Here is a 24,554-nt window from a genome sequence, read left to right on the forward strand (position 1 = left end):
GTAAATATGAGTGTATACTCTGTCAACATGCAAAGTATACATTGTAAACATTTTTTAATATGAAACTAGCCAAAAAAAAACAATCCCGTCCGAAAGCAAATTCTGACACCTCTGCAAAATCAAGTGGGTACCACCATGGAAACCTTAGGGAGGAAGTTTTAGAACATTCTAGAAAGGTTTTAGAATCAAAAGGTGTCTCTTCTCTCAGTTTAAGAGATATCGCCAATGATTTGGGTGTGAGCCATACCGCCCCCTACAGACATTTTCCTAAAAAAATGGACCTTCTGCAAGCTTTGGTAACGGAAGGATTTCGAGAATTGACAGAAGGGATGGAGAGGGCCTGGAACCACTCTGATGATCCATTGGAAAAGGTGAAAATGGCAGGTGTGGAATATATTTTTCTTCTCTTAAAAAATCCGAGAAGGACTGAACTCATGTTTGGTGGAGAAATTTATGTTTCGGGAGATCCAATTTCTGATGATTTACGAGAGTGTGGCAAACTTGCCTATTTAGGGATGTTTAAAATTGTAGAGTTTGGCCAAAAGTCTTTGAAATTAAAAAACTCAGTTCCCACTGCCACATTGATGATGAGTTTTTGGAGTGGTGTGCACGGCTTTGCCGTACTAAACGAACGAAAATGGAAACAAATTAAATCCACTGCAGACGAAGCTATCTTTCGTAAAGAAGTGGATCAAATTTTAGAGATTATGATTGAGGGAACCCGTCTGTGAAATAAATGACGTGGCTGGTAATGGTAGTTACTTCCCCTTCGGATTCAAATGAAACTTCCATTTCTACTGGATAATCTTTTAAAACCATAATGAGACCAATACCAGATCGATGGGGATCATTTTCGTTGGTTTCTAATTTTTCAATATACAAACTTTCTAAATTGTCAGTGGAGAAAATTTCTTTTAGACTCTCCTCATAAGCGGTGACATTGGATTCATTTGTTTTGTTACTGACAAAGATTTCAAAAGTTTTACCTCTATGAATGAGTGAAATTTCAATATCTGCCTTTTTATCGTAAGAATATTTGGCAGCATTTTCCAAAAGTTCGTTAAACACCGTTGAGATGGAATTCACAATATCGGAGTTTTTCATGTCCATCGATTCAGAAGGGACATTGGGTAAAAACGAGAATCCGTAAAAATAACCAATAAAATCAGAAAGGATCCCAATACGGCGCCAATAACGCATTAAATCCAAAGGTTTTAAATGGATTTGGATTTTGGATTCAGGTTCCCTGTTGATACTGTTTTTGGATTTAAAATTGCCGTACTTTCGCATAGTCGTAGTTCAACTAAGGAATCTAGACGATTTATCGTAATGCGGCAAGCGCTTTTTCTAATGCATATTGCATTAATCGGCGTTCTTCGGGATTTGTGCTCAGTTTATCAAAATGGAGTGGTTTGAGAAGGAAACCTTCATTATCGAATTTTAAAAAAGGATTTTCTTTTTTCTCTTGGTCGTTTTTTAAACTGATCACCTGAAAGGTTTCTATCGGTGTGTGGACACCTTTGACAACAATCTCACCTTTTGGTTTGGTATCGATGAATTCGTCTATCAGTGATTTGGTTGCGTTGGATATGAGGATTTCCCCAGCATCTGAGGCATGTTCCAACCGAGAGGCCACGTTGACTGGCCCACCAATGATGGTATAATCCATCCTTTCGTTGGTTCCAAAGTTCCCAACCGTCACATAACCAGTATTGATCCCAATTCTGCAAGTTAGGTTGTGGTTGATTCCTGATTTTCGCCAGTATTCATCTAACGCAGGCAAACTATCTCGCATTTCAATGGCCATCTTAACACAGTTTAACGCATGTGTTTTATCATTTTCGAAACTAGGTGCTCCGAAAAAAATCATGATCGCATCTCCAATGAATTTATCAATGGTTCCACCATATTTGATGGCAATACTCGACATCACATCTAAATATTTGTTCAGACAGTCCGAAAGAATTTCTGGTTCAATGGAATCTGTGATGGTTGTAAATCCGACAATATCAGAAAAAAATATAGTGAGTTTTCGTCTTTGGTGTGATATGGAAGTTTCTCCTTCGCTACCACCAGTCACCATTTCATAAAGTTGAGGAGATAAATAACGACGCATACGATCCAAATACATTTGGATCGTTTTGTTATTTTCTAGGAGTTCGTTTTCGATTTCTGTCGAATGGTCAATGATGTTTTGGTAAAGGACTTCTAATTCTGCATATTTTGCGCGTTCTTCCTCCAACATTGTTTCATTGTCCATATAGTATCCGTTATCCTCTTTTTCTCATAATCATAATGGTGATGTCATCATAAACTTCCATTCCATCAATGAAAACGTAAATGTCCTTAAAGATTGCATCTAAAATAGCATCAGTTGTTTCTAGTGCGATATGTTTTTCTAAAGATTCGATGAGACGGTGAGAGCCAAATTGTTCTCTTTTTGAGTTTTCTGCTTCCGTGGCTCCATCTGTATATAAAAGAATGATATCTTTTGGATTGAGATGGATTGGTTTTTCATGGATAAATTCATCGATAGATTCTGTTAAACCAACTAACATACCATTGTCGACAGTATCAATGATTTCGGTTTTTTTAGTGGCATGGCGATAAACCATAATGGTTTCGTGTTGTCCTGCGGTAGTAAACACACCATTTTTATAAGAAAACAAGGATAAGGTAAGGTTACGAATGTCATTCATACGCACATGAATGTTCGAAAATAGAATGGAGTTGATGGAACGAAGTGATTCTCGTAACGAAATCACTTTTGAACGTAATGTTGTGATAAACGCAGACTGCGTCATAAGCATCACAACTCCGGAGGCAAGACCATGATCGGTTACGTCACCAATTCCAATATAAACTGTTCCATCTTCGTGGTGGACAACATCATAATAGTCTCCTCCCACTTCATTGGCCGAATCCATTCTCGCTGAAATTTCTAATTCTTGGATTTCTTTTAATTCTTCATTACGGGGAAGTACCATGGCTTGGATTTGCCTTGCTACATCTAACTCCATACCGAGACGCATATTCTCTTCTAAGATGGCTTGTTTTTCTGTATTAAAAATTAAGTCAGCTTGTTCTTGAGTTGTTCGCGAAGTATTGAGAATGGCATAAAGGATCAGCCCCCCTGTAACAATCATGTATAGAAGGATGAGAAAAATTCCCATAGGAACAGCACTGACTAAAAAGAAGGTGCTATTTTTTTCTAAGAATGTTGGTTTGAGAAACTCTGATAGTTCAATGAGTTTTGCATTGAAACTTGTCATCTCTGGATAGAAGTAAATGGTCAGTGATGCATACTCAACGATGAGAACAATGACAGCAAAGATGATAGTCTTAGTATTATTACGTATGGAAGCCAGTGCTATCAGGATGAAAAATACATAAATCATCGGCGCTGCATAAACAAGGCTTGGATTTTTTTGAGAATATGCAGTATACCCTGTAACGAATGTAAGGAGAGTGATTTCTAAAAAGGAAGATAGAAACTTAAAGATATTGAGATACTTTCCCGATTTCTTTAAGGAATACAGAACAACAAAGTTATAACAGAGGAGAACTAGGATGGCAGAAATCTGGTAGTAGAACTCGATTCGGGGGCGACCAGAAAGAAGGCCTAAGGTGGCAAAAATAACCAAAAATCCTAGGAAGAAGAATCGGAACCGGGTCGCAAAGGTTTCGGCACGGAATTCTCCTTGGTAGGCAATCTCTTTAAGTTGTTTCTTGTAATAGTCCGAGAGGACGAATCGATTTTCGTTGGAAGGAGATTGCGGCATAGAGTAAAGGTTTCTTTCTATATATTTCGTGCAACAGAATGCGGAAAATTAGCTTATAAAGTCATACATTTTGCATAAATTGCAAATGATTTTTCATTTTTTTAAGGGGGAAGACTAGGATGAGTCAGATCAGAGTACATTTGGCAACAACAGAGGAAGATCGTAATAAAATCTACCACCTCCGATATGATATTTATGTTCAAGAAATGAACAGAGTCCAAGAGTATGCTGACCATTCCGCAAAAATGATCAAAGAGCCCTTTGATGAGACGGGTCATCTTTTTCTCGCAGAAACGGAAGAAGGCGAGTGTATTGGGACAGTTCGTATCAATTTCCGAAAAGATGGAATTTTGGAATGTGAAGAATTATATGAGATGGATCTTTTCCGCCCCTTTTATCCGGACAAAGTTTCTATGTCGACCAAACTCATGGTCAAACGTGAATATAGACACACTGCTGCTGCCAGTATGCTCTGCATGAAAATTTATGAACATGCCAGGGAAAATGGGATCGTCATCGATTTTATTGATACCAATCCTCATTTAGTTCGATTGTACAACCAAGTGGGTTATCGAATGTACAAAAAGAACATCCACCATCCTGAATATGGGATTGTGATTCCCATGGTTTTTTTACTGGATGATAACGAGTATTTAAAACAAATTCATTCACCATTTCTTCGTTTGGCGAAACGTTTCCCTGCCGGAACGGAACTTGCTCATTTGTTTGAAACAAATTTTACTGATTATAAAGACATACGCCCTCTCTTCTCTATGGATGGAGATGATGTTTGGCAAAATATTGTTCATGACATGATGCTCCCTCCTAGTCAGTTCCTCTCTTTTCTAAGAGGGTTTTCTGAAGAGGAATCAAAGAAGTTACTTTCCATGTTGGATTTAATTGATTATGAAGATGGGGACATTGTGTTCCACCAAAACCAAGAAAGCCAAGGTCTCTTTTGTGTTTTAGAGGGAAGTGTGGAAGTGATTGTCAATAGGGATGATGGGGTTCGTTCTACCATTTCCATTTTAAACCAAGGGGAAATTTTTGGAGAATTGGGATTTGTTTCTAAGTCCAACCGCAATGCAGATATCATTGTTCGCGATCATGCTAAACTACTGATCCTTACACCAAACGAATTCCAAAAATTAGAAATCCAAAGTCCGACCTTAGCAATCAAACTACTTACGAATTTGTTTGTGATTTTAGCTCAGAGATTCAATGAAATGTCCCGCCGCATGCTCGAATTTAGAAGGTTGTACGAGATGGGCGGAAGGTAATAAAAATAAGGATTTTGTGGTTTAGGAAATTTCCAAAACCACTTGGTCCCAAAGTTTTTTGAAGTTGGAGAGAGATTTTGACTGCCAAGAAACGTTTAAGGATCCTTGGATTTTGATTTGGTAAGCAGCACTTTTCCTAGAATCAATAATGAACATAGAGAGGGTAGTGATCCCCGAACTGTTTACAAATTGTAACTCTCTAAAGTCCATAGTCAGAAGCGAACCTTGGCAAAGTTTCGCAACATCTCTTAAAAATAATTTTATGGGTTCATAAGCGGGTAAGTTCTGCAATCGGATGGAACCTGTGAATTTGACAGTCTTAGTGGCTTCGTCGTATTGAATATTGTAATCTAAGTCTTTGATTTCCATGAAGCTTCGCCTATTATATCTCTTCTACGTTGATAATTGCTCTTACCGTGATTTCATGAGTATCGGCATCGACCTCATGGAAACTATAACCAAAACGTACCGGGTAGTCCTTTAACATCATAAGTAGACCCAAACCTGATTTGGTATCGCCGTCTTCTTTGGTTTCGAGTGTAGAAAAATACATCTCCTCCACGTTCTCCGACAAGAGTTTATTTACAAAAATCTCAAAACTATCTCGTAAGGTTTTTGACGCCACATTTAAAACATCAATCCTTAAAAGATTTCCATATTGTTTCAATTCTACATTGATTCTACCTTCTCTTGCTTTTGAGAATTTAGAAGCATTTTCAAGAAGTTCGTTAATGATGGTAGAGAGGGAATTAGCTTTGGTTTCACTGGCTTCATAACAATAGGAATAAAATCCAGCTACAAAGTTTGCAGTAAGTCCGCAACGTCTCCAATACGTAGTCATATCGATTGGTTGGAAGATCAATCGAAGTTGGCCATCAGCAGGCAAATTTTCTGGAATGATGTGGTATTCCCCGATAATGATGGGTGATTTTTGATTCAATTTTGCCTCCGTTTATTTTTGGTACAAATGTGTTTCAAGATTGATCGTGAATTTCACACGATTGGACATATAATCGGACTGAAGTTTGGAATACAAATCTTGCATTCCTTCTGGATGCCCCATAAAGGACATCATAGACCAACCGGTCATCATTCCCAAATGAATTTTTGGGTAATCCACGACGGGTTTGTCATCATTACCATCATTGGACGCAATAAAATCTGTTCTTGCAGCTAGTTTGAATCCAAGGTTTTCCATAATTCCCGGAACTTTTTCCATCACATACCTGTCTGCTGGGTGGATGGTGGCGTGTTTGGCAACCATATCCAAAAGCACTTGTGGGCCGGTGAAGGATTTATCGTTCGGGCAGTGGATGAGAACCTTTCCACCCGGTTTTAAAACTCGGTAGAATTCTTTTAGAGCTTTTTCTGGTTCTTTGATATGAATGAGAACCATAGAATTAAAAATAAAATCAAAATGGTTGTCTGGATAATCCAGAGCGCGAACATCGGAGACCTTCCAGTCTACTTTTGGATGGCCTAGTTTACAATACTGCACCATTTCTTCCGAAATATCGCAGGCAGACCAACGAACGTTAGGATTTTTTTTCATTAAGAAACTAGTGAGTACACCAGGTCCTGCCCCAGCATCCAAAGCAAGGCCAGATTCCTTTTCAAAGGAAATGGAATCCAAAAAAGGATCTAGGAGGAGTTTGAGGAGATTTGCCTGTGCAGACAATCTCGGCATCTCATCCTGGATGGATATTTTTTGTGTGTATAGGTTTTCGCTCAAAGTTGATACGCGCTAAGATGTGGTTCTAAAAAAAGAAACCTTTTTTAAGGATTGGTCAACTGAAATACAGGTCGGTTTTTTAGGTTTTTTTTAGTAGAACCGCGAAGACGGTATGAATTTGACATAATGACTTAAAAAAATCATTGGAGTTCTCGTGCCACGACTCCATCAATATCGCTTCCATTGTAACTTCCGGGCGGCCAAGGGAATTTGTTCCCCGTGGCGGGATTATTTACATTGCTTGCGGAAGTAATTTTTATAAACTTAATTCCGTTTAGTTTGATATTGTTTGCTAGGGTTGTGTCACAACCTATATCATTTGGGTCGGCCGGGTCTAAATTGTCCAAATCAAACCCATCACCACCACCTAACAAAAAGGAACCACCGGTATTGATAAAAAGATCCTCACTGGAGAATGGTTTTGTGGTCATATTATAGTAAACCGGTCTAAGTCCAGCAAATCGAGTCCAACTATCAACTAAGTTCACATTGGCCCCCGAGTAACTGGGGTTAAAACCACAATAATTAGTTCCATCGATAGAAACTTGAACTACGGAAGGATCCATAGCGTACGTATTCGAATCATCGGAAATCCGGAAACTATTGTCATAAACCACAAAGTCCAAATCCGAAACATTTTTTACGGTTCGGCCACCCCAACTGAGAACCATGGTGGCACCAGCCCCAGTAATGTCCAAAGCATAGACATCTAGAGACCCCGCAAGTTCACCAGCTCCACAAATTCCATTCACCGCTTTTGTAGAATCGGAAAACGCAGAAACGGCTGCACTGGCACTAACAACGGTTGTTGCAATGAGTATATCACTTGGTAATGGAGATTTGGGACAATTACTGGCACTGGCCGCCGCATTCAGTAAAGGGATTAATGCAGCAAGATTCTCCTCACCAGAAGCAGAGGAAGATTTTTTACATGAGGAGAAGGATACAATGAACAAGAGAAACAAAAGACATAATGTTTTTGATTTCAATGATTTTTGCATCGCATCTCCCATATTAAGAAACTATTCCTTAAAGTCCAGTCCAAGTTGAATTCAAATCTTTGAATTATGGTTTATACTTTTTTGTCATATCTAGAAAAAGCAGAAGCGCCACAACCGGAACTACCTGGATTAGTTTTAGTGGATGTATCTGCTTGGGCTTTGGCTTCATCATATGTTTTCCCAAATGCAACAGTACAAACCCAATAAGAATTATTTTTATCTGTGTTTTTGAAAAAGAATACTTTGTTGTATTTCCCTTTGTTTGTATCACCGGCAAAACATCCACCGTTGTTTTCTGGGTTTTGAGTGATGAAACTTCCTTCTGCGTTGTTGAATTCAATGATGATATAACAACCTGAATACCCACCAAATCCAGAACTATCCTCAAGTTGCACTCCTTTTTGTCCAAATTTGGCAGAGAAGGTAGTGAGTGTATTTGAAGTAGTTCCACTTCCTGTAAAACTATTCCACATACCATTTAATGCAAAATCTTTGGTTGATTCGGCTGATTGACCAGCTAACAAACCAATGAGTAGATTGTTATTTGCATCTGTTTCAGAAACTTGTTTTTCTGTTTGGCAAGCGATAAAATTTGAAAGTAAAATCAAAGAAAGGATAGTGGTTTTGATTGTTCTTTTCATAGAAGTCTCCTAATGTTTAAGTTTTTAGGGGACTCCAAACCAAAAACAAACAAATGATTGTTAGATTCTAATAAATCTATATCGAACTAAAAATTTGTCTGTAATGGTTTCGGGTGCCCCGATTCCTTCGGGGCCCCTTATCCAAATGGAAGGCATTTGGAATCAGTGTGTAAAGTTCCTTTACCACGAGGTAAACTTTACGGGGAAGATCTGGCTCACCAAACTTTGGTTTGGATTACAGTTGCGGGTCAGCACAGGAATTTCACCTGTTTCCTCCCTGAAGGTAATTTCAAGGTCTTGAGAGCCAGGTTTTTTGTCAAATGTAAAGAACTGCCTTGTATTTTGCAGAAAATCATTACAATTTGATTTTTTTTTAAGATTCTAAACTGGAGAGACAAATTTACTCAGTGAATTTTGCAACCAACTGAGATCAACTTGTTCTAACGAAGTAGAGGGATTATATGTTTTACGTTTTAGGTCGTCTGATTGGTTTTATTTTTATGTGGGCATTTGTAAAACCCATGCGCCAAATTTATGGAAGAAAAAAGGTGACTCTGGAAAATGATCACATCTTACGAGAGTTTAGTGGTAAATCAGTCATTCTAATTGCGAATCATATCAAACCGAGAAACAAATTTTTGCGATTGATTACTCTTCCTTATGATGCCTTTGTAATTCGCGGTGTTTTGAAAAGATATGGAATTTATACAACAGCTCTTGCGAGTATTGATTCCGGTAAAAAACCAAAAGATAGTTTTCAGAAAGCCAAAAAACAAAAAATCGAACAGCTCATCAAAGGGATTGTTACATCGATTGACTTAATCCCCGTGAACCGTAACGAATCAGACCCACGCACAATGAAAGAAATGAAACAACGGATCGCTAAAGGAAGTTTAGGTATTGGTATTTTTCCTGAGGGCACTTGGTTTCGGGGTTTTAGAAAATCTCGAAAACTCCATCCCGGTATGGCTGTACTCAGCAAACGTTATGGTCTACCTATCATTCCTATGTTTTTAGATGCGTATAATTTGAACAAACCCATTCGATTGTCAGTTGGTAATCCCATTCGTGAAGTGAAAGATGCTTCGGAAACAATCAGTTATATACGAAGTGAACTCATTCGAATGAAAGACAAAGGAACTTCCATTTTAATTCCAAAAAAAGAAGTGGGAGTTTTGAATGAGGAAAATGACGGGTTAGAAATTTCGCCCAGTGTGAGTTAAGTTTTTTTAATGGCAGAGATTTTTACGGACTAATGCCAACTATTTACTGTTAGGGTAATGTTTGCTGAGAAGTTTTTGAAAATAGGAAATCCCTTCTTCAATGGGATTTCCAGAACCTTTTCTTTTACGAAGCATTCCCGTCATATCCAATACAATCACCCCATACATCCAACTCCACATCATCCTTGCGATGGCAGGATATTCATTTTTGGGATAGGGAATTTCACCGGATTCAAAACCAAAACGAACGGTTTCCAAAAAGAAACGATAACTTTTTGGTAATTGAGGAAATGCTTTTCTATGTACTCCACCGTAATCGGTCACAAACATTACTTTGTGTAATTCACGGTTGTTACTTGCGAAGTTAAAATACCCGCGGGCAATGGCTGCCAATTTTTCAAAAGCAAAATTGGAATCTACTTCCGTAATCGCTTTTTTTAACATAGAGAGAAGTTCGTCCTCTCCTGATTTGATTAAATCTTGGACAAGGTCAATTTGGCTTTCGTAATAAGAGTAAGGACTGGCAACACTACAACCCAATCGGTTGGCAATCTTTCGCATGGAAAGACCTTCCAGCCCTTCTTCCTTTAAAATGAGGAGGGAGACGTCTCTAATTTCCTCACGAGAGAGGCTATTGCGAATCCGTCTTTGTTTGTTTGAAGCTTCCAACATGGATTTGAATCAGTCTGGCCTCCACACTATTCAAATCCATACAAAAATCGAACGTTTTTCTTAAAAAGCGGCGTTGATTTGGGCATAGGCCATATAAGCATCCCGTGCCAGTTGGTTTTTGCCTTGTAAGTAGTTTTGGTTCCATTCAAAAGATTGGGTTGTCGAATTGTATTGGATTTTGCTATTTCGATAGTTACGAACCGAATCTCCCGCATTCAAATACCCAAACCCCATCCATAAAGAAACAAAATCGTTAATTTGCCCATGCCAAGTTAAATCCACTTCTGTATAAATTCGTTTCCCAAGTGCATAAGGTGATGAATAAGAATTATTAGAATAATTCTCCGTGCTACCTTTGTCGGAGGAAACAGGATATGGATTTTTTTCACTTAATAAGCTAGTTGAATTTGCCGCTCCACTGATGGCATACCATGCGTCTTGTTTTTCAGCTTTATCATTTTGGAAATAGGTAACTTGAAATTCACCCCAAGTATCTGTTTTGTAACTGATACTTACCGATTTCGAATATAAGTTTTGAGCATTGATATTTTCTGAAATTCCGGCCACACTATTAAAGTAGGGAATGACTCCAAATCTTGGATTGGCTAGGGTTTGGAATGTTGATACAGAAGCATCCGCTCTATTTTTATCACCAGATGCATACAAAACCTGACCACCTAATCTCAGTTTTTTGAAGAATGTGTAACCAGTTTGAAAAACATGCATTTGTCCTGTATATTTTTCTCTTTGGGTTCTGGAATTATCATATTCATTAGGGAGATATTCTTTGAGGTAAGGGTCTTGGATTCGTCTACCGCTGGTTCCTGTTTGGAAAGCAGATTCCCAAGTAAAATCCCAAGATTTTCCTTCAGGTAAAAAATTTCCTTTGGTTCTGTTTGTAAGACGAAATCCAGTCGTGAGTAAGTTTTGGTTTTGTCTACTTCGGTTCATGGCTTGCGGATCATCGACGGAGGCCTCGGGAAGACCGGTGACGGGATTCATTGGATTTTTTTTCCACTTTCGAACCACTCCCAAACTATATAGATCCAAGGTAACCCAATCAGGGATCGTAAAACTATTGTAAGTTCCGAGTAATGTTGTATCTGTTCCGGTCGCGGCGGAATTTAATTTTGGATCGTTTGAGGAAACTACGCCGTTGGTTCCACTTTGGGTCCAATAGGGCCTTGCCATCAAAAAGTGAATTTTAAAATTATCGTAATTGAACATGAGCCGTGCCCCATCAAAGGATAATCCGTTCACTGTCCAGTTACCACCACCTATCATTCGTTGGTCGCCGTATGCCCAAATTTGGCGTCCAATTTGTAATTTGGAACGAAGGGGGAGTTGGTTTAAGGTGACAAATGCTTCCCGAATTCCGGTTTGGTTTTGGGAAACTGCGTTGGTTTGGTTTTTAGAATAAATATCTGCTGTATTGTTAAAAAAGTTGGCTCGTATGTCGCCTGAGGATGCTGGTGATTCTCCTCCCCAAACACGTGCATCTTGCAGAGTCACTTTTGCTTGTACATAGGGACTGGGATCAAAGATAAAATAAATGGAAGAGGTTTGAACGGTTCTATCTATATAACCTTTATCAGATGCATTAAAATCCATATTGTATCTGGATTCTTGTCTCGGCCGTAAATACAAACCAAAACGTAATACATCGTTTAACCAAAATTGTCCAGAGTTTGCTGAGTGTTTGGATAACTCGGGTTCCACAAACATGTGGCGGTTGAATTCGGGATCAATTCCCTTTTCCTTCATTGTTGAAACATAGGGTTTGGTTCCCTCTGTTGTTCCTTGCGGATTCGGTGTTTCCGTTGGTTCTGCCACTGTAATTGTTAGCGGCAAAAATACCGCTAACAATAGAAAATAGAAATAACCTTTTGAAATAAACATGATGTATCTCCTTTTCTGATTTATAAATTTTAACTTAAACGGTTCCTGCGATTACTTTAAGAATGTAAAAGTATAATGGAATTCCGATGATGATATTGATCGGAAAAACAATCGATAAAGCTACCGTTAAATAGATACTTGGATTTGCTTCTGGAATGGAATCTTTCATTGCAGCAGGTACCGCGATGTAAGAAGCGGAAGCGCAGAGAACCACAAACATAAGTGCGTCCCCAATGGGCATCTGAATGATTTTAGTTAGTAGGATGGATATGACTACGTTGATGATCATAATCGCAAGGGCAGATCCAATCAGGAAAAAACCTACTTTTTTCATTTCCCGCATTTGTTTTGCCGCATCAATTCCTTTATCTAACAAGAAGAATGTAAGTAGACCTTTAAAAATATCTTCTGTAAATGGTTTGGTTGTATTCCATCCAGACTCACCTGATAAATAACCAACGATCAAAGCTCCAATCAGAATATAAACGGAAGAACTAAAAAAAGCTTCGTGAAGTAAATGTCCCCATTGGATTTTTTCATTTTGATTTCCGTTACTTTTCTTTTTGCCCAATCGATCAATGATCACAGCAAGGACAATGGCCGGTGACTCCATTAGAGCCATTCCCGCAACGATGAATCCTTGGTATTCATATCCATAACTATGTAAGAAGGCACCTGCTGTTACGAAGGTCACTGCACTAATGGATCCGAAACTTCCAGCGAGTGCTGCTGAATTTGCATGATCGAGTTTTGCTCTAAAGATAAAGTAAGAGTAAATCGGAACAAAACAAGCCATGAACATACAGGCAATCAACGTAAGTAAATGTTCTTCGGCGAAAGGAGATTTGAAGAGTTCATGCCCTCCCTTGAAGCCGATCGAAAACAAAAGATACAAAGATAGGAATTTGGAGACTCCCTCTGTGATCCTTAGGTCTGATTTGAAAAATACGACACCCATTCCTAAAAAGAAAAAAAGCACCGGTGGGTTGAGAATGTTGTTGAGTGCTGCGTGGAAATCCATAATTTCCCCCCTCTGATTGTCATCATTTTAGACACCTATTTTGTCCAAAATCATAAAATTGGACAAAAAATAATGGATTTCCAATTCCATCAAAATTCGAATTCGCTTTCTCGGTCGCTGAATTTGCAGAGATTGGTGTTTCAATGCGACAAATGGCTAAAATCATCCTACTATTGGCAATCCTTGCCGGTTTGGGGGGATGTCTCTGGAAACCCGAAAGTTTCTACGGCCGGAACATCAGCCGGAATGTCCAATTTTTGGTACCCCACAGGACAGAAATTCCCAAAATCTGCAGCCATGAATCCATCCAATCTTTGCGGGATTTTGTCTGGATGGACAATCTCAGTGCTGATTCCTTACGGGGGAAACGAGAACTTGGGGGGCAATGGGTTCGTGTTGAGATCAAAAATGAAACAGCGGTAGATACCTATTTTAGCATTCTCATCCAATGGATCAATATCCTTTTTGTCGAACTTTGTTCGGAAAACGAAGATGGAGAGGTGACTACTTCTTATAGTGGATATGTTTGGGAAGATTGGATGGAGGTCTTATCTCCTTTCCCGCATTTTAATGTTACACTGAAGGCCAATGAAAGTCGATATTTCTATATTTATTTAGTTTCCAATGAAAACTTAAATTTTCCGATCCGCACAGTTTCGCAGGCAAGTTTCCGGTCGATTGTACTCTTTCGGTTTTTAACATTTTTGTTTTTCACCATGATGGGTATTGTTTCTTTTGGGTGGGCCATATCCGAATATTTAAAATCAAAAGAAGGGGTTTACATTTCGATTTTAGTTCATTTTTTAATGTTTTTCCTTCTCGTGTACTCTGTGCACGGTAAAGAGATTGCCTCCATATTTGGAAATTCCAATGACTTAGTCAGACATTCTTATTATATCTTTTTATCCATTAACCATTTTATATTTTTTCTTTATTTAAAATCTTTTGATCGGTTTCTCGGAAATCGTTTTTCGAACCATATTGGGTTTTGGATTTCTGGATTTGCGGGATTTCTTTATTTATTAGTTCCTCTGTATCCAAGAGTGTATGAGTTTAGAATTTTTCTAGTTCTATCTATATTTGGAACCGCTGCCTATTATTTATTCAAAACTCATCATACTTTGTTATCAAAAGAAGAAAGTGATGTTCGGCCCTATGTATTTGGTTGGTTCTTTTTTCTTTTTTCCGTCTTCTTAAAGACATTGTTCCATTTTGATTTTTATCCTTACCAACCCTTCTTTATTTATGCGGCGGTATTTTATCTTCCCTTTTTAACAGCAGGTTCTTTTTTGTTTTTGCGAAATTATGAAAAAAGGGATAAATCAAAAACCAGATACCGATCTCTTTCCTTAAAGTTAGATAAAGTAGAGTTTAGAAGTAAGTTGGAATCTTTGTTAGCTTCTGAAAAAATATTTTTAGATCCAAACTGTAACGAGGAAATGATCGCTTCTAAAATGGGACTCTCCTATCACCAGTTAAGTGAACTTGTCAATTCAGAATACAATTTCAATTTTCCAACTCTATTAAACCAATATAGAATCAAAGAAGCTATGGCCATACTCAATGAAAGGCCAGAGCTGAATATTGCTGAGGTGGGAAAACTTTCAGGATTTGGATCCAGATCGGCGTTTTATCTGGAATTCAAAAAACAGTCTGGAGTAAATCCAAATCAATTTCGGAAAAATAAAAACATATAGATATACAAATAGTTAATTAGAGAAAGAGGACGTTCCCTATGGACAGTAAAGACAATATAAAAGATTGGTTACCCGGGTTAAAGGAAAATTGGAGATCGGACATTTTGTCCGGTTTTATTGTGTTTCTGATCGCGTTACCCCTGTGTTTGGGTATCTCGCTTGCATCGGGAGCTCCACCGATGGCAGGAATATTTTCAGGGATTGTGGGTGGGATTATAGTTTCTCTACTCAGTGGTTCTCACCTTACTATCAATGGCCCTGCGGCAGGACTCATTGCTGTTGTTCTCAATTCAATTATGGTTTTAGGTGGTGGAGATCCGAAACTAGGTTTTGAATTAACACTGGCAGCCATTGTGATTGCTGGTGCCATCCAAGTGGTTTTGGGACTAGTAAAAGCTGGAAATTTAACCGTTTATTTTCCAATCTCTGTAGTTCATGGAATGATGGCTGCGATTGGAATCATTATCATTTCGAAACAATTTTATGTGGCCCTTGGAATCACTCCTAAGGCCAAAACCATTGGTGGGTTGTTATTAGAAATTCCATTTAGTTTTTCTCTTGTGAATCCGGAAGTTGCCATCATCGGACTTTCTGCGATTGTGATCATCGCCATTTTGGCAAAAATCAAAAATCCTCTACTCAAAAAATTACCGGCACCACTAGTTGCTGTGTTAGTTGGGATTGTCCTTGGTATTGTTTTTGATTTGGCAGATGAACATTCTTATACACTTCTTGACCAAACCTATAAAATTGGCCCTGAAAAATTAGTAAATCTTCCTGATCATATTTATGATGGAATCACCTTCCCGGATTTTTCTAGATGGAAAGACGGAATTTTTTGGGTTATGGTGATTACCATTGCACTCATTGCAAGTATTGAATCATTGTTAACTGCAACGGCAGTTGATAATACTGATCCCTATCGTCGTAAATCCAATATGGATCGTGAGTTGGTTGCAAAAGGTGCTGGTAACTTCTTTTTAGGTTGGATTGGTGGATTACCAATCATTGCAGAAGTTGTTCGGTCTTCTGCCAATATTGAAAACGGAGCAAAAACAAGATTTTCCAATTTTTTCCATGGATTGTTTTTACTTTTTTTCATTTTGCTTTTGCCAGGCCTCATCCATCGAATCCCACTCGCATCACTTGCAGGAATTTTGATTATGGTTGGAGTTCGATTGGCCTCTCCACATGTTTTTAAAGAAACTTATGATAAAGGTTGGGATCAAATCGTTATTTTTACGGTGACCGTGATTCTTACAATCGTAGAAGACTTATTAGTTGGTGTATTCTGTGGGATCATCACCGCCATTTTGATCCAAATTTATTTTGGTGTTCCACTTCGGTATATTTTTGTTGCCGATATCACCGTAAAATCTGAAAACAAAGTCCACGAATTATATGTCAGACATGCTTTGTTATTTTCAAATATGATTTCATTGAAATTGTTATTTAGAAAAATTGCTCCCGGCGAACGGGTGGATCTTCAATTCGATGAGAATGTAAAAATGATAGGATTTTCGGCCATCGAGTTTTTACAAAGTTTCAAACGAGACTATGAATCTAGAGGTGGGCAGGTAAATTTGATTGGATTTGAGGATCTAAAACCTATCTCTACCTATTACGGAGCAACCCGAATCCACAAGTAGTGAACAAAAAATTCTTGTAACATAGTGTTTTAAAACCAATATTCTTTTATGCAGAGGATATTGGTTTTTTCTTTCCTTTTCTTTTTTCCCTTCCTCCTTCAGGCAAAGGATGTACCTCGGCTTAAGGCTCGCGTGACAGATGAAACATGGACTTTGAGTCCGGGATTTGTTGCTGCTTTAGAAAAAAAACTACGAGATCATGAAAGTAAAACAACTAACCAGGTTGCAGTTTACGTGATTTCTTCTTTGGAAGGAGAAGTTTTAGAAAACTATTCCTTTCGAGTTGCAGAAACATGGAAATTGGGACAAAAGAAAAATGACAATGGGGTATTGTTGTTAATTGCATTGGATGATAGAAAGTTAAGGATTGAAGTTGGTTATGGTCTGGAAGGAAGTTTAACGGATGTTATTTGCCATCATATCATCGAAAAAGAAATTAAACCCTATTTTAAAAAAGGAAATTTTGAATCAGGAATCCAAAATGGCGTGAATTCAATCCTTGCAGCCATTGAAGGCGAATATACAGTTCCACCTGCTGAGGATTTTTCTCATCTGGGTCCTTTGTCTTTTTTAGGACAACTTTCGGGTGCTCACCTGGAGATGCCAATGATCATGAGAGTTGTCTTAACTATATTTGTATTTTTTGTATTGAGTATATTTACTTATGCGGCAGCTACCACACCTTACTTTGGATGGTTTTTATATTTCTTTTTATTCCCTTTTTGGAGTTTATTTCCTACAGCCATTCACGGGGCCAATGTTGGTGCGAGTGTATTTTTAATTTATGCTATAGGGACAGGACTTTACAAACTGTATCACCTGTTAACGCCACATGGACGAAAACGAATGAGAGAAAAAATATACCATGGGTCTTCTCGAGGGTCTGGAAGTAGTGGTGGATGGTCAAGCAGTAGAGGAAGTTCCGGTGGGTTTAGCGGTGGCGGTGGTAGTTTTGGCGGTGGTGGAAGCTCTGGAAGTTGGTAAAATTTTTTTTAAAAAATATAATCTCGGGAACTTTGGCAATCAAACTAAGGTTTAGTATATAGTGAAGTTGATTAAAATTCTACTTTTTGTTTTAGTGATTTCCTTTTTGGATTCGCTTTTTGCCAAACCAATCCAGATTAAAGAACTTTGGCAGACCGCATTACAATCCAATCCAGAATTTTTATCTGCGAAAGCTGACTATGACAAAGCATTTTTTGAAAATGAAAAAAGTTACGCAGCGTATTTACCGACAGTCAATGTTTTGGCTTCGGCAAGACAATCGTCGGCCAATTTTAGCGGATCAGGGACTGTAAATGATCCTTTGGTTAATGGGTCTAACGCAGGTTCTAACACAAGTGGACAATCAAACTCCGGGGAATCAAGACCGACTGCTATCAATCGTTATTCCGTTGGACTTAGTACAAATCAAAATCTTTTTGCTGGATTTAAAGACAAAAGTGGAATTGAAAAAACAGAAGCTTTACTTCAGGCCGCAAAACAAACATTACATGATTCCAGGTTGAAAATTTGTTTTGAATTAAAATCTGGTTATTCACAAATGTTGTATGCCAAAGAACTGCACCAACTTTCTGAAAAAATTAAAGAAAGACGGGTCAAAAACCGTGATTTGGTAAAACTTCGTTATGAAGTAGGTAGGGAACATAAAGGAAGTTTTTTGCTAAGTGAATCCTTTGTCAAACAATCGGAGTTCGAAGTATCTTCTGCTTTTCGGCTTTTTGAAAGTAATTTAAACGAAGTAGAAAGAGTGATCGCTAATCGTTTGGATGTAAATATTACTTCAGATTTTTTATATGAGCCTACAATGGAAAAAAAATTTTCTGAAAAAGAAAAAGAAACCTTACTAGAATCACATCCATCTGTTATGGCCGAACAATCAAAAGTGAGAGCTGCCCAAGCAAATATTGGAATAGCAGAGGCAGGGTTTTATCCGGATCTAAATTTAAGTGCTACAGTGACAAGGCAAGATGATGTTTGGTTGCCTAAACCTAGAAACTATAGTTTTGGTTTGAATTTGACCTATCCTCTGTTTAATGGTGGTAGAGATTATTATAATGTTAAGATTGCAAAAACAGAATACGAAAAATCAATTCACACAAGGGATTCTAAAAAAAATTCCCTTTCTTTTTCTCTGGAACAATCGCATCTGAATTTTAATAATGCATCGGAACAATTGTTTGTATTGTCCGAATTTTATAAAGCTTCGGAAATTCGTGCAATGATTGCAAGGTCACAATATTCGAACGGACTCATCAGTTTTGAAAATTGGGATATCATTGAAAACGATTTAATTAACCGAGAAAAAAATCTTTTACTCGGTAAGAGAGATTTGGGATTGGCAGAGGCTACTTACTTACGAAATTTAGGAAAGTGTTTTGATGAAGATTAAACTGATACTCATTGCAGTCGCTGTAATTGTTATTTTGATTGCGGTTTATTTATTTGGTTTCGGAAAATCAAAACCGAGTTCCAAACTAGAGTCCTCGAAAGTGTTTCTCGGTGATTTGGTTGTAACCGTTCGTGCCACCGGAACAGCCATTCCCAAAAATAGATTGGAAATCAAACCTCCCATTGCTGGACGTGTGGAATCCATTTTAGTAAGTGAAGGAACACAGGTTGGTCGTGGTAAAATCATCGCTTGGATGAGCTCCACGGAAAGAGCCGCTCTCTTGGATGCCGCCCGTGCCAAAGGGGAAGTCGAATTAAAGAAGTGGGAAGATTTTTATAAACCGACACCAGTCATTTCACCTTTGCGCGGTTTGGTGATCGCATCAAATATCAGTCCAGGTCAAACCGTGACCCAACAAGATATACTTTATGTTCTTTCTGACAATTTGATGGTGCAAGCAAAGGTAGATGAAACCGATTTATCAAAAATAAAAATTGGCCAGACCGCAAATGTAATCGTTGATTCTTATTCAAATTCTCCAATCAGAGCCAAGGTATCTCATATTGGTTATGAAGCGGTAACCGAAAACAATGTGACCATGTACAATGTGGATTTAGAATTAAAAACAATTCCAGACTATTTGAGAAGTGGAATGTCGATTACTATCGACTTTATTCTTTCTGAAGAAAGAAACGTATTGTTGATTCAAAATGAATTCGTGAAAGGAAGTAGTGGTAAGGGAAAGGTAACAAAAAAAGTGGATGGTGAACTTGTCGAAACTGCGGTTTCTATAGGGAACTCAGATGAACAGAATACTGTTATCCTTTCTGGAGTTTCAGAAAATGAAATGGTTTACCGAAAGAAAAAAATTCAGGAAGAAAAAAAGACTAGTTCCGGTGGACCCTTCTCCTCACCAAAAATACCAAAGAGATAACTATTGTTAGCAATTGAAATTCGTAATTTAAATAAATCTTATACCATTGGAAATTCAAAGTTTCCTGTTTTAGCTGGTATTGATTTAGAAATTTCGCAAGGGGAATTTGTTGCGATAATGGGTCCTTCTGGATCAGGCAAATCTACTTTATTGCAAGTGATGGGTTTACTAGATCAGGTGGACTCGGGCACTTATAAATTATTTGGTCGGAGAGTGGATGGTGAATCCTCCGATGTTTTGTCTGATGTACGTGGCAGTATGCTTGGTTTTGTTTTTCAACAGTTCCATTTATTATCCAAATCCAATGCCACTCAAAACGTAAGTTTACCATCTTTGTATACAAATGTAGATTTTAATCAGGAAAGAGCCTTACAGCAGTTAGAAAAAGTGGGACTTTCAAATCGTGCTCTCCATACACCGAATGAACTATCAGGTGGCCAACAACAGAGAGTTGCTATTGCACGTGCATTACTTGTGGATCCGCCCATCATTTTTGCGGATGAACCCACCGGAAACTTAGATTCCAAAAGTAAAATTGAAATCATGTTGGAACTACAACGCCTTCACAAAGAAGGAAAAACCATAGTGATGGTTACCCATGAACCAGAGATGGCAGAATATTGTGATCGTATCATTCATGTGAATGATGGGAAAATACTTTCTGATGAAGGAAAAAAGAAAAAAAAAGATCAGGTTATATTACCTAAAGTTGATTTGAAAAGAAAACAGGGATGGCCACTTTTTAAAGGAATATTTCTTCAATCCTTGTTTTCTTTGTCATCTAATCGTTTGCGTACATTTTTATCTGCACTCGGAATCCTTTTTGGAGTAGTTTGTGTGATCTCTGTTATGGCACTGGGAGAAGGTGCTAAAAAATCTGTAGAGGAGCAGTTCTCTTCGTTAGGTGCCAATTTAGTCATCGTGCGTACAGGGGGAATGCGAAGTGGAGGAGTTTCTCTGGAAGCAGGTTCTGTCAACCGATTGGATGTGTTTGATGTGAATGCTGTTGCTAAAAAATTTCCTGAAGTAAAACAAATCTCAGCTGTTGTGAATGGAAGAGCCCAATTGGTTTTTGGAAATAGAAACTGGAATAGTTATATTACTGGAGCAAATCCAATTTATGAAACACTTCGTAATTTGGAACCTGTGGAAGGAAGGTTTTTTACAGAAGAAGAAAACGGGAAACGAGCTCTTGTTTGTCTTGTGGGAAATACAGTTGTCAAAGAATTATACGAAGGTAAAAATCCCGTGGGAACCTACTTAAAGGTAAATCGAATTTTATTTCGAGTGGTGGGACTCCTTCCCGAAAAGGGAAGCACTGGATTTCGCGATCAGGATGATGTGATTCTTATCCCGCTAAATACTGCTATGCGAAGATTGTTAAATAAAGACTCCGTTGATAGTTTGGAAATGGAATTGGAAAAATCTGAATCTTCAGAAGAGTTTACAACTTCTCTAAAAAGATTTTTACATGAACGCCATGGCACAAACGAATCGATGGGAAATCTTTACCAGGTAATGAATATGGCGGATATTCAATCTGCTGTTTCTGAAACTAATCAAACTATGACAACCTTACTCATTGCCCTTGCCACGGTATCACTGATGGTAGGTGGTATTGGAATTATGAACATTATGTTGGTTTCTGTAAAGGAAAGGACAAAAGAAATTGGACTTAGAAAAGCACTTGGTGCCCGTGAGTCCGACATTCGTATGCAATTTTTAATCGAATCCACTTTGACAAGTTTGACTGGAGGGATCGTTGGACTTGTATTTGGAATCCTTGCCGTCATTTTTTTGCAAGAATACTTTGGTTGGACTATAGTTTTATCCTTTCCTTCTATTGGATTTGCTTTTCTATTTTCTATATCGATCGGAATTCTTTTTGGTTGGTGGCCTTCTGAGTATGCTGCTAAACTTAGTCCGATTGTGGCATTACGATCCGAATGAATATCAAACTAAACCCACGGAAAGTTCCTCAACAGAAACGGTCGAAAGAGCGGTATCAAAAAATTGTTGATACCGCTATTGAACTGTTAGGTGAAGTTGGGTATGACGATCTGACTACTGATTTGATTGCAGAAAGAAGTGGGATTTCCGTCGGTTCCATTTATCAGTTTTTTCCCAATAAAGAATCCATAATTTATTCACATGCAGAGTCCTGTTATTTTATCCTTCATGATTCCTTTTTTAAACTTTTAGACGCGGAACTCAAAAAGAAAAAAAAATTCTCTCCTGATTTTATATCGTTCACTTTGTCCGCTTTTGAACAGGCATTTAATGAAGTGAAAGGTTATCGTTTGATCAACTCAATCTTATATACAAACCAAGCTTTGTTACAATTGGACATTGAAAGTAACGAACGTTTTGCCAAATCTCTCGCAGAAAAAGTAATCCTCCAACTTTTCCCTAAAGTGGAGAAAAAATTTGCTTACTATCGTGCTCTAATGATTGTAGAAACAGTAGACTCTGTATTCAAAATTGCCCAAAGAAAGGGAAAACCATCTGAAAAAAAGGCAGTCCTTTCCGAACTGAACAATCTTTTGTTTGTATATTTTTCCTCCTTCCTTTGAATTCCCATTGACAAAGTTTTAACACAGTTGTAAAATTCTCGAAATGTGAGGAAATCCTCATGTTCTGGGAAAGACCTATGCAAAAGACAAAAAAGATTCTATTAGGAATCTTCATTACTTTATTCATAACGTTTGGTATGAATCATTGTAATTCGGAAGATCCTGCCAATTCGGCATTTGTCCATGTCACGATGATGGACAATGCCTTTCACCCGCCTGTCATTCGCACATTCAAAGGCGGTAAAATTCGATTTGTGAACGAAGGAAACAATCCTCACAATGCCATTTCCATCACCAAAGATTGGACAACAGAAAAAACATTTGGCAACTTAGCCATGTTCCGCGGTGCTCATACCGATGTGTTTTTTCCTGAAGAAGGAGTGTTCCCTTACTTTTGTTCCTTCCATGCTTCTCCTGATGGTAAAATCGGGATGACCGGTGTTGCCGTGATTGGAGATGCCGCTTACAATCCGCAGACAAATATCGCCAAATCTAAAATTTCCAAGAAATGGTCTGGAGTGACTCGTAAAGTTCCATCCCAATACAAAACCATTCAAAATGCTGTGGATGCAGCATCTCCGGGAGATCTAGTACTTGTTGCAAAAGGAATTTATAAAGAAGAAGTAACGGTTACCACTCCTTCGATTGTGATTCGTGGAGAAGATCGTAATGAAACTATCATTGATGGTGAGTTTTTACGTGGGAACGGAATTATGGTTGTTGGTGCTGACGGTGTGGCTGTTGAAAACCTAACCACAAGAAATGCAACACTCAATGGTGTTTATTGGACGGGTGTGAAAGGATATCGCGGATCATATCTAACTGCATACAATAACGGTGATTATGGTATTTATGCTTTTGATTCAGAAGATGGACTTATGGAACACTCGTATGCTTCCGGATCTCCTGATTCAGGATTTTATATTGGTCAGTGTAATCCATGTAATGCGATCATAAATGATGTAATTTCAGAGAACAATGCCCTTGGGTATTCGGGAACCAATTCAAGTGGAAACTTGTATTTGTTATCTTCTATTTGGAGAAAAAACCAATTGGGAATTGGACCAAATACATTGGATCGTGAGTTACTTCCTCCACAAAAACAAATTGTGGTTAAAAAGAATATTGTTTATGATAATAACAATACCAACGCACCTTCCAAAAAATTAGAATACCCATCCATTGGAAATGGTATCGCACTTCTTGGAGCACTCGAAAATCTTGTGGAAGACAATTTAGTTTTTAACCACAACAATTATGGTATTTTAGTCACTATGAATATCGACGAAAATATTTGGATCTCCAATAACAACGTCGTAAGAAACAATAAGGTATACCATTCCGGTCGTGGAGACATTGCTCTCAGTGGGCCAGTGAATGTGGGAAACTGTTTTGAAGGTAATTCTTATGGAGTTTCGAGCCCTCCGCTATTAGAATCACTTCAGTCTTGTTCCGGGCTTCGTTATCCACATATAGGAGATATGTCGTCTAGTATCGGTTTACTTGCATTGTTTGTTCAGGCTAACCTTCGTGAATTTGTGTTAGGTTCTTATAAAAACCAACCAATTCCACCGGCACAAACAAATATGCCAAAGGAAAGTTTGGTTACTGTTGTTCCTGCACATGATGTTTTTCAAACAAACAAAGGTTTGATTGATACAGCTGAGCTACCTAAACTCGACCAAGCGGAATTTGATGCAGCAACTAACAAAATGTATACTTCTGGTTGGAGAGTTCATTTCCCTGGAACATTAAAAACATGGTATTTCCATATCATGGGTTATTTGTTACCATTTGCTATTTTTGCTGCTTGGACAGGACTTGCTATGTTGGATCGATTCTCAGCTAAAGGTGCAAAACTAGATTTTTACTTTTGGTTGGTATTACTCGTTCCTTTTATTGGTTCTTTGATTTATTTATATTCCAAGGAATCTAAAATTTCACCTGTCGTTCGAAATACCGTTGTGTTCGGTGGTATTTTACTTTTTTTAACAATTTTGGCTTATGCTGGTTATGCGATGACCGCAGTAACGGAACCGGCTTTAACTTAATATAGGA

Annotated in this window: 22 protein-coding genes; 11 read left to right on the forward strand and 11 right to left on the reverse strand. The window is 38.1% G+C overall.

Going from position 1 to position 24,554, the window contains the following annotated elements:
• Positions 1–59 precede the first annotated feature (59 nt).
• Entirely contained in the window at positions 60–731 is a 672-nt protein-coding gene (locus tag EHQ16_RS13180; protein ID WP_135633869.1) for a TetR/AcrR family transcriptional regulator, read from the forward strand.
• Here EHQ16_RS13180 and EHQ16_RS13185 read toward each other — a convergent pair.
• Genes EHQ16_RS13185 through EHQ16_RS13195 form a run of 3 tightly spaced genes read right to left on the reverse strand, consistent with a single transcriptional unit; the run spans position 706 to position 3,782 of the window.
• Positions 706–1,290, reverse strand: coding sequence for a DUF6272 family protein (locus EHQ16_RS13185; protein ID WP_135633867.1), 585 nt, complete (start codon positions 1,288–1,290; stop codon positions 706–708). The genes EHQ16_RS13180 and EHQ16_RS13185 overlap by 26 nt on opposite strands.
• A gap of 31 nt (positions 1,291–1,321) precedes the next feature.
• Positions 1,322–2,260, reverse strand: coding sequence for an adenylate/guanylate cyclase domain-containing protein (locus EHQ16_RS13190; RefSeq protein ID WP_135633865.1), 939 nt, complete (start codon positions 2,258–2,260; stop codon positions 1,322–1,324).
• A 10-nt stretch (positions 2,261–2,270) separates the two neighbouring features.
• Positions 2,271–3,782, reverse strand: a complete 1,512-nt coding sequence (locus EHQ16_RS13195) for a PP2C family protein-serine/threonine phosphatase (protein WP_135633863.1) — start codon at positions 3,780–3,782, stop codon at positions 2,271–2,273.
• A gap of 119 nt (positions 3,783–3,901) precedes the next feature.
• On the opposite strand from EHQ16_RS13195, the gene EHQ16_RS13200 reads away from it, so the two are divergent.
• Positions 3,902–5,062 (forward strand): GNAT family N-acetyltransferase, encoded by a 1,161-nt coding sequence (locus EHQ16_RS13200; RefSeq protein ID WP_135633861.1) that lies wholly within the window; start codon positions 3,902–3,904, stop codon positions 5,060–5,062.
• A gap of 21 nt (positions 5,063–5,083) precedes the next feature.
• Here the strand turns inward: EHQ16_RS13200 and EHQ16_RS13205 are convergent, their stop codons facing one another.
• From EHQ16_RS13205 to EHQ16_RS13225, 5 genes are all read right to left on the reverse strand, one after another.
• Positions 5,084–5,431, reverse strand: coding sequence for a slr1659 superfamily regulator (locus EHQ16_RS13205; RefSeq protein WP_135601374.1), 348 nt, complete (start codon positions 5,429–5,431; stop codon positions 5,084–5,086).
• 13 nt (positions 5,432–5,444) lie between these two features.
• Positions 5,445–6,002 (reverse strand): slr1658 superfamily regulator, encoded by a 558-nt coding sequence (locus EHQ16_RS13210; RefSeq protein ID WP_135582949.1) that lies wholly within the window; start codon positions 6,000–6,002, stop codon positions 5,445–5,447.
• A gap of 12 nt (positions 6,003–6,014) precedes the next feature.
• Positions 6,015–6,794 (reverse strand): class I SAM-dependent methyltransferase, encoded by a 780-nt coding sequence (locus EHQ16_RS13215; RefSeq protein ID WP_244242078.1) that lies wholly within the window; start codon positions 6,792–6,794, stop codon positions 6,015–6,017.
• 140 nt (positions 6,795–6,934) lie between these two features.
• Entirely contained in the window at positions 6,935–7,795 is an 861-nt protein-coding gene (locus EHQ16_RS13220; RefSeq protein WP_135633859.1) for an LIC_13355 family lipoprotein, read from the reverse strand.
• 71 nt (positions 7,796–7,866) lie between these two features.
• Entirely contained in the window at positions 7,867–8,436 is a 570-nt protein-coding gene (locus EHQ16_RS13225; RefSeq protein ID WP_135633857.1) for a hypothetical protein, read from the reverse strand.
• Positions 8,437–8,897: 461 nt separating this feature from the next.
• Between EHQ16_RS13225 and EHQ16_RS13230 the strand changes: the two genes are divergently transcribed.
• The gene (locus tag EHQ16_RS13230; RefSeq protein WP_135633855.1) at positions 8,898–9,659 is read left to right on the forward strand and encodes a lysophospholipid acyltransferase family protein; all 762 of its coding nucleotides are present in this window, start codon (positions 8,898–8,900) and stop codon (positions 9,657–9,659) included.
• Positions 9,660–9,698: 39 nt separating this feature from the next.
• Here the strand turns inward: EHQ16_RS13230 and EHQ16_RS13235 are convergent, their stop codons facing one another.
• From EHQ16_RS13235 to EHQ16_RS13245, 3 genes are read right to left on the reverse strand one after another with little or no spacing between them, the layout of a single operon-like run.
• Positions 9,699–10,331: a TetR/AcrR family transcriptional regulator gene (locus tag EHQ16_RS13235; protein ID WP_135633852.1), complete on the reverse strand. Its 633-nt coding sequence runs from the start codon at positions 10,329–10,331 to the stop codon at positions 9,699–9,701.
• Positions 10,332–10,391: 60 nt separating this feature from the next.
• Positions 10,392–12,230, reverse strand: coding sequence for an alginate export family protein (locus EHQ16_RS13240; RefSeq protein ID WP_135633850.1), 1,839 nt, complete (start codon positions 12,228–12,230; stop codon positions 10,392–10,394).
• 34 nt (positions 12,231–12,264) lie between these two features.
• Positions 12,265–13,251, reverse strand: a complete 987-nt coding sequence (locus EHQ16_RS13245) for a sodium-dependent bicarbonate transport family permease (protein ID WP_135633848.1) — start codon at positions 13,249–13,251, stop codon at positions 12,265–12,267.
• A gap of 257 nt (positions 13,252–13,508) precedes the next feature.
• Here EHQ16_RS13245 and EHQ16_RS13250 point away from each other — a divergent pair, with 257 nt between their 5' ends.
• The 8 genes from EHQ16_RS13250 to EHQ16_RS13285 all read left to right on the forward strand — a co-directional run bounded on the left by EHQ16_RS13250 (position 13,509) and on the right by EHQ16_RS13285 (position 24,547).
• The gene (locus EHQ16_RS13250) at positions 13,509–14,948 is read left to right on the forward strand and encodes a helix-turn-helix domain-containing protein (RefSeq protein WP_244242079.1); all 1,440 of its coding nucleotides are present in this window, start codon (positions 13,509–13,511) and stop codon (positions 14,946–14,948) included.
• A gap of 38 nt (positions 14,949–14,986) precedes the next feature.
• A complete protein-coding gene (locus EHQ16_RS13255) occupies positions 14,987–16,597 on the forward strand; it encodes a SulP family inorganic anion transporter (protein ID WP_135633845.1) in 1,611 nt (536 codons plus the stop codon).
• A 132-nt stretch (positions 16,598–16,729) separates the two neighbouring features.
• The gene (locus EHQ16_RS13260) at positions 16,730–17,581 is read left to right on the forward strand and encodes a TPM domain-containing protein (protein WP_244242080.1); all 852 of its coding nucleotides are present in this window, start codon (positions 16,730–16,732) and stop codon (positions 17,579–17,581) included.
• A 61-nt stretch (positions 17,582–17,642) separates the two neighbouring features.
• The gene (locus tag EHQ16_RS13265) at positions 17,643–18,989 is read left to right on the forward strand and encodes a TolC family protein (protein ID WP_135633841.1); all 1,347 of its coding nucleotides are present in this window, start codon (positions 17,643–17,645) and stop codon (positions 18,987–18,989) included.
• Complete coding sequence (locus EHQ16_RS13270; protein ID WP_135633839.1) at positions 18,979–19,923, forward strand: efflux RND transporter periplasmic adaptor subunit; 945 nt, start codon at positions 18,979–18,981, stop codon at positions 19,921–19,923. Before EHQ16_RS13265 ends, EHQ16_RS13270 begins: the two co-directional genes overlap by 11 nt.
• A 3-nt stretch (positions 19,924–19,926) precedes the next feature.
• Positions 19,927–21,873: an ABC transporter permease gene (locus tag EHQ16_RS13275; RefSeq protein WP_135633837.1), complete on the forward strand. Its 1,947-nt coding sequence runs from the start codon at positions 19,927–19,929 to the stop codon at positions 21,871–21,873.
• Entirely contained in the window at positions 21,870–22,496 is a 627-nt protein-coding gene (locus EHQ16_RS13280) for a TetR/AcrR family transcriptional regulator (protein ID WP_135633835.1), read from the forward strand. The genes EHQ16_RS13275 and EHQ16_RS13280 overlap by 4 nt, the downstream gene beginning before the upstream one ends.
• A gap of 77 nt (positions 22,497–22,573) precedes the next feature.
• A complete protein-coding gene (locus EHQ16_RS13285) occupies positions 22,574–24,547 on the forward strand; it encodes a right-handed parallel beta-helix repeat-containing protein (protein WP_135633832.1) in 1,974 nt (657 codons plus the stop codon).
• Positions 24,548–24,554: the final 7 nt, after the last annotated feature.

Source organism: Leptospira kanakyensis (genome assembly GCF_004769235.1).
Taxonomy (GTDB): domain Bacteria; phylum Spirochaetota; class Leptospiria; order Leptospirales; family Leptospiraceae; genus Leptospira_A; species Leptospira_A kanakyensis.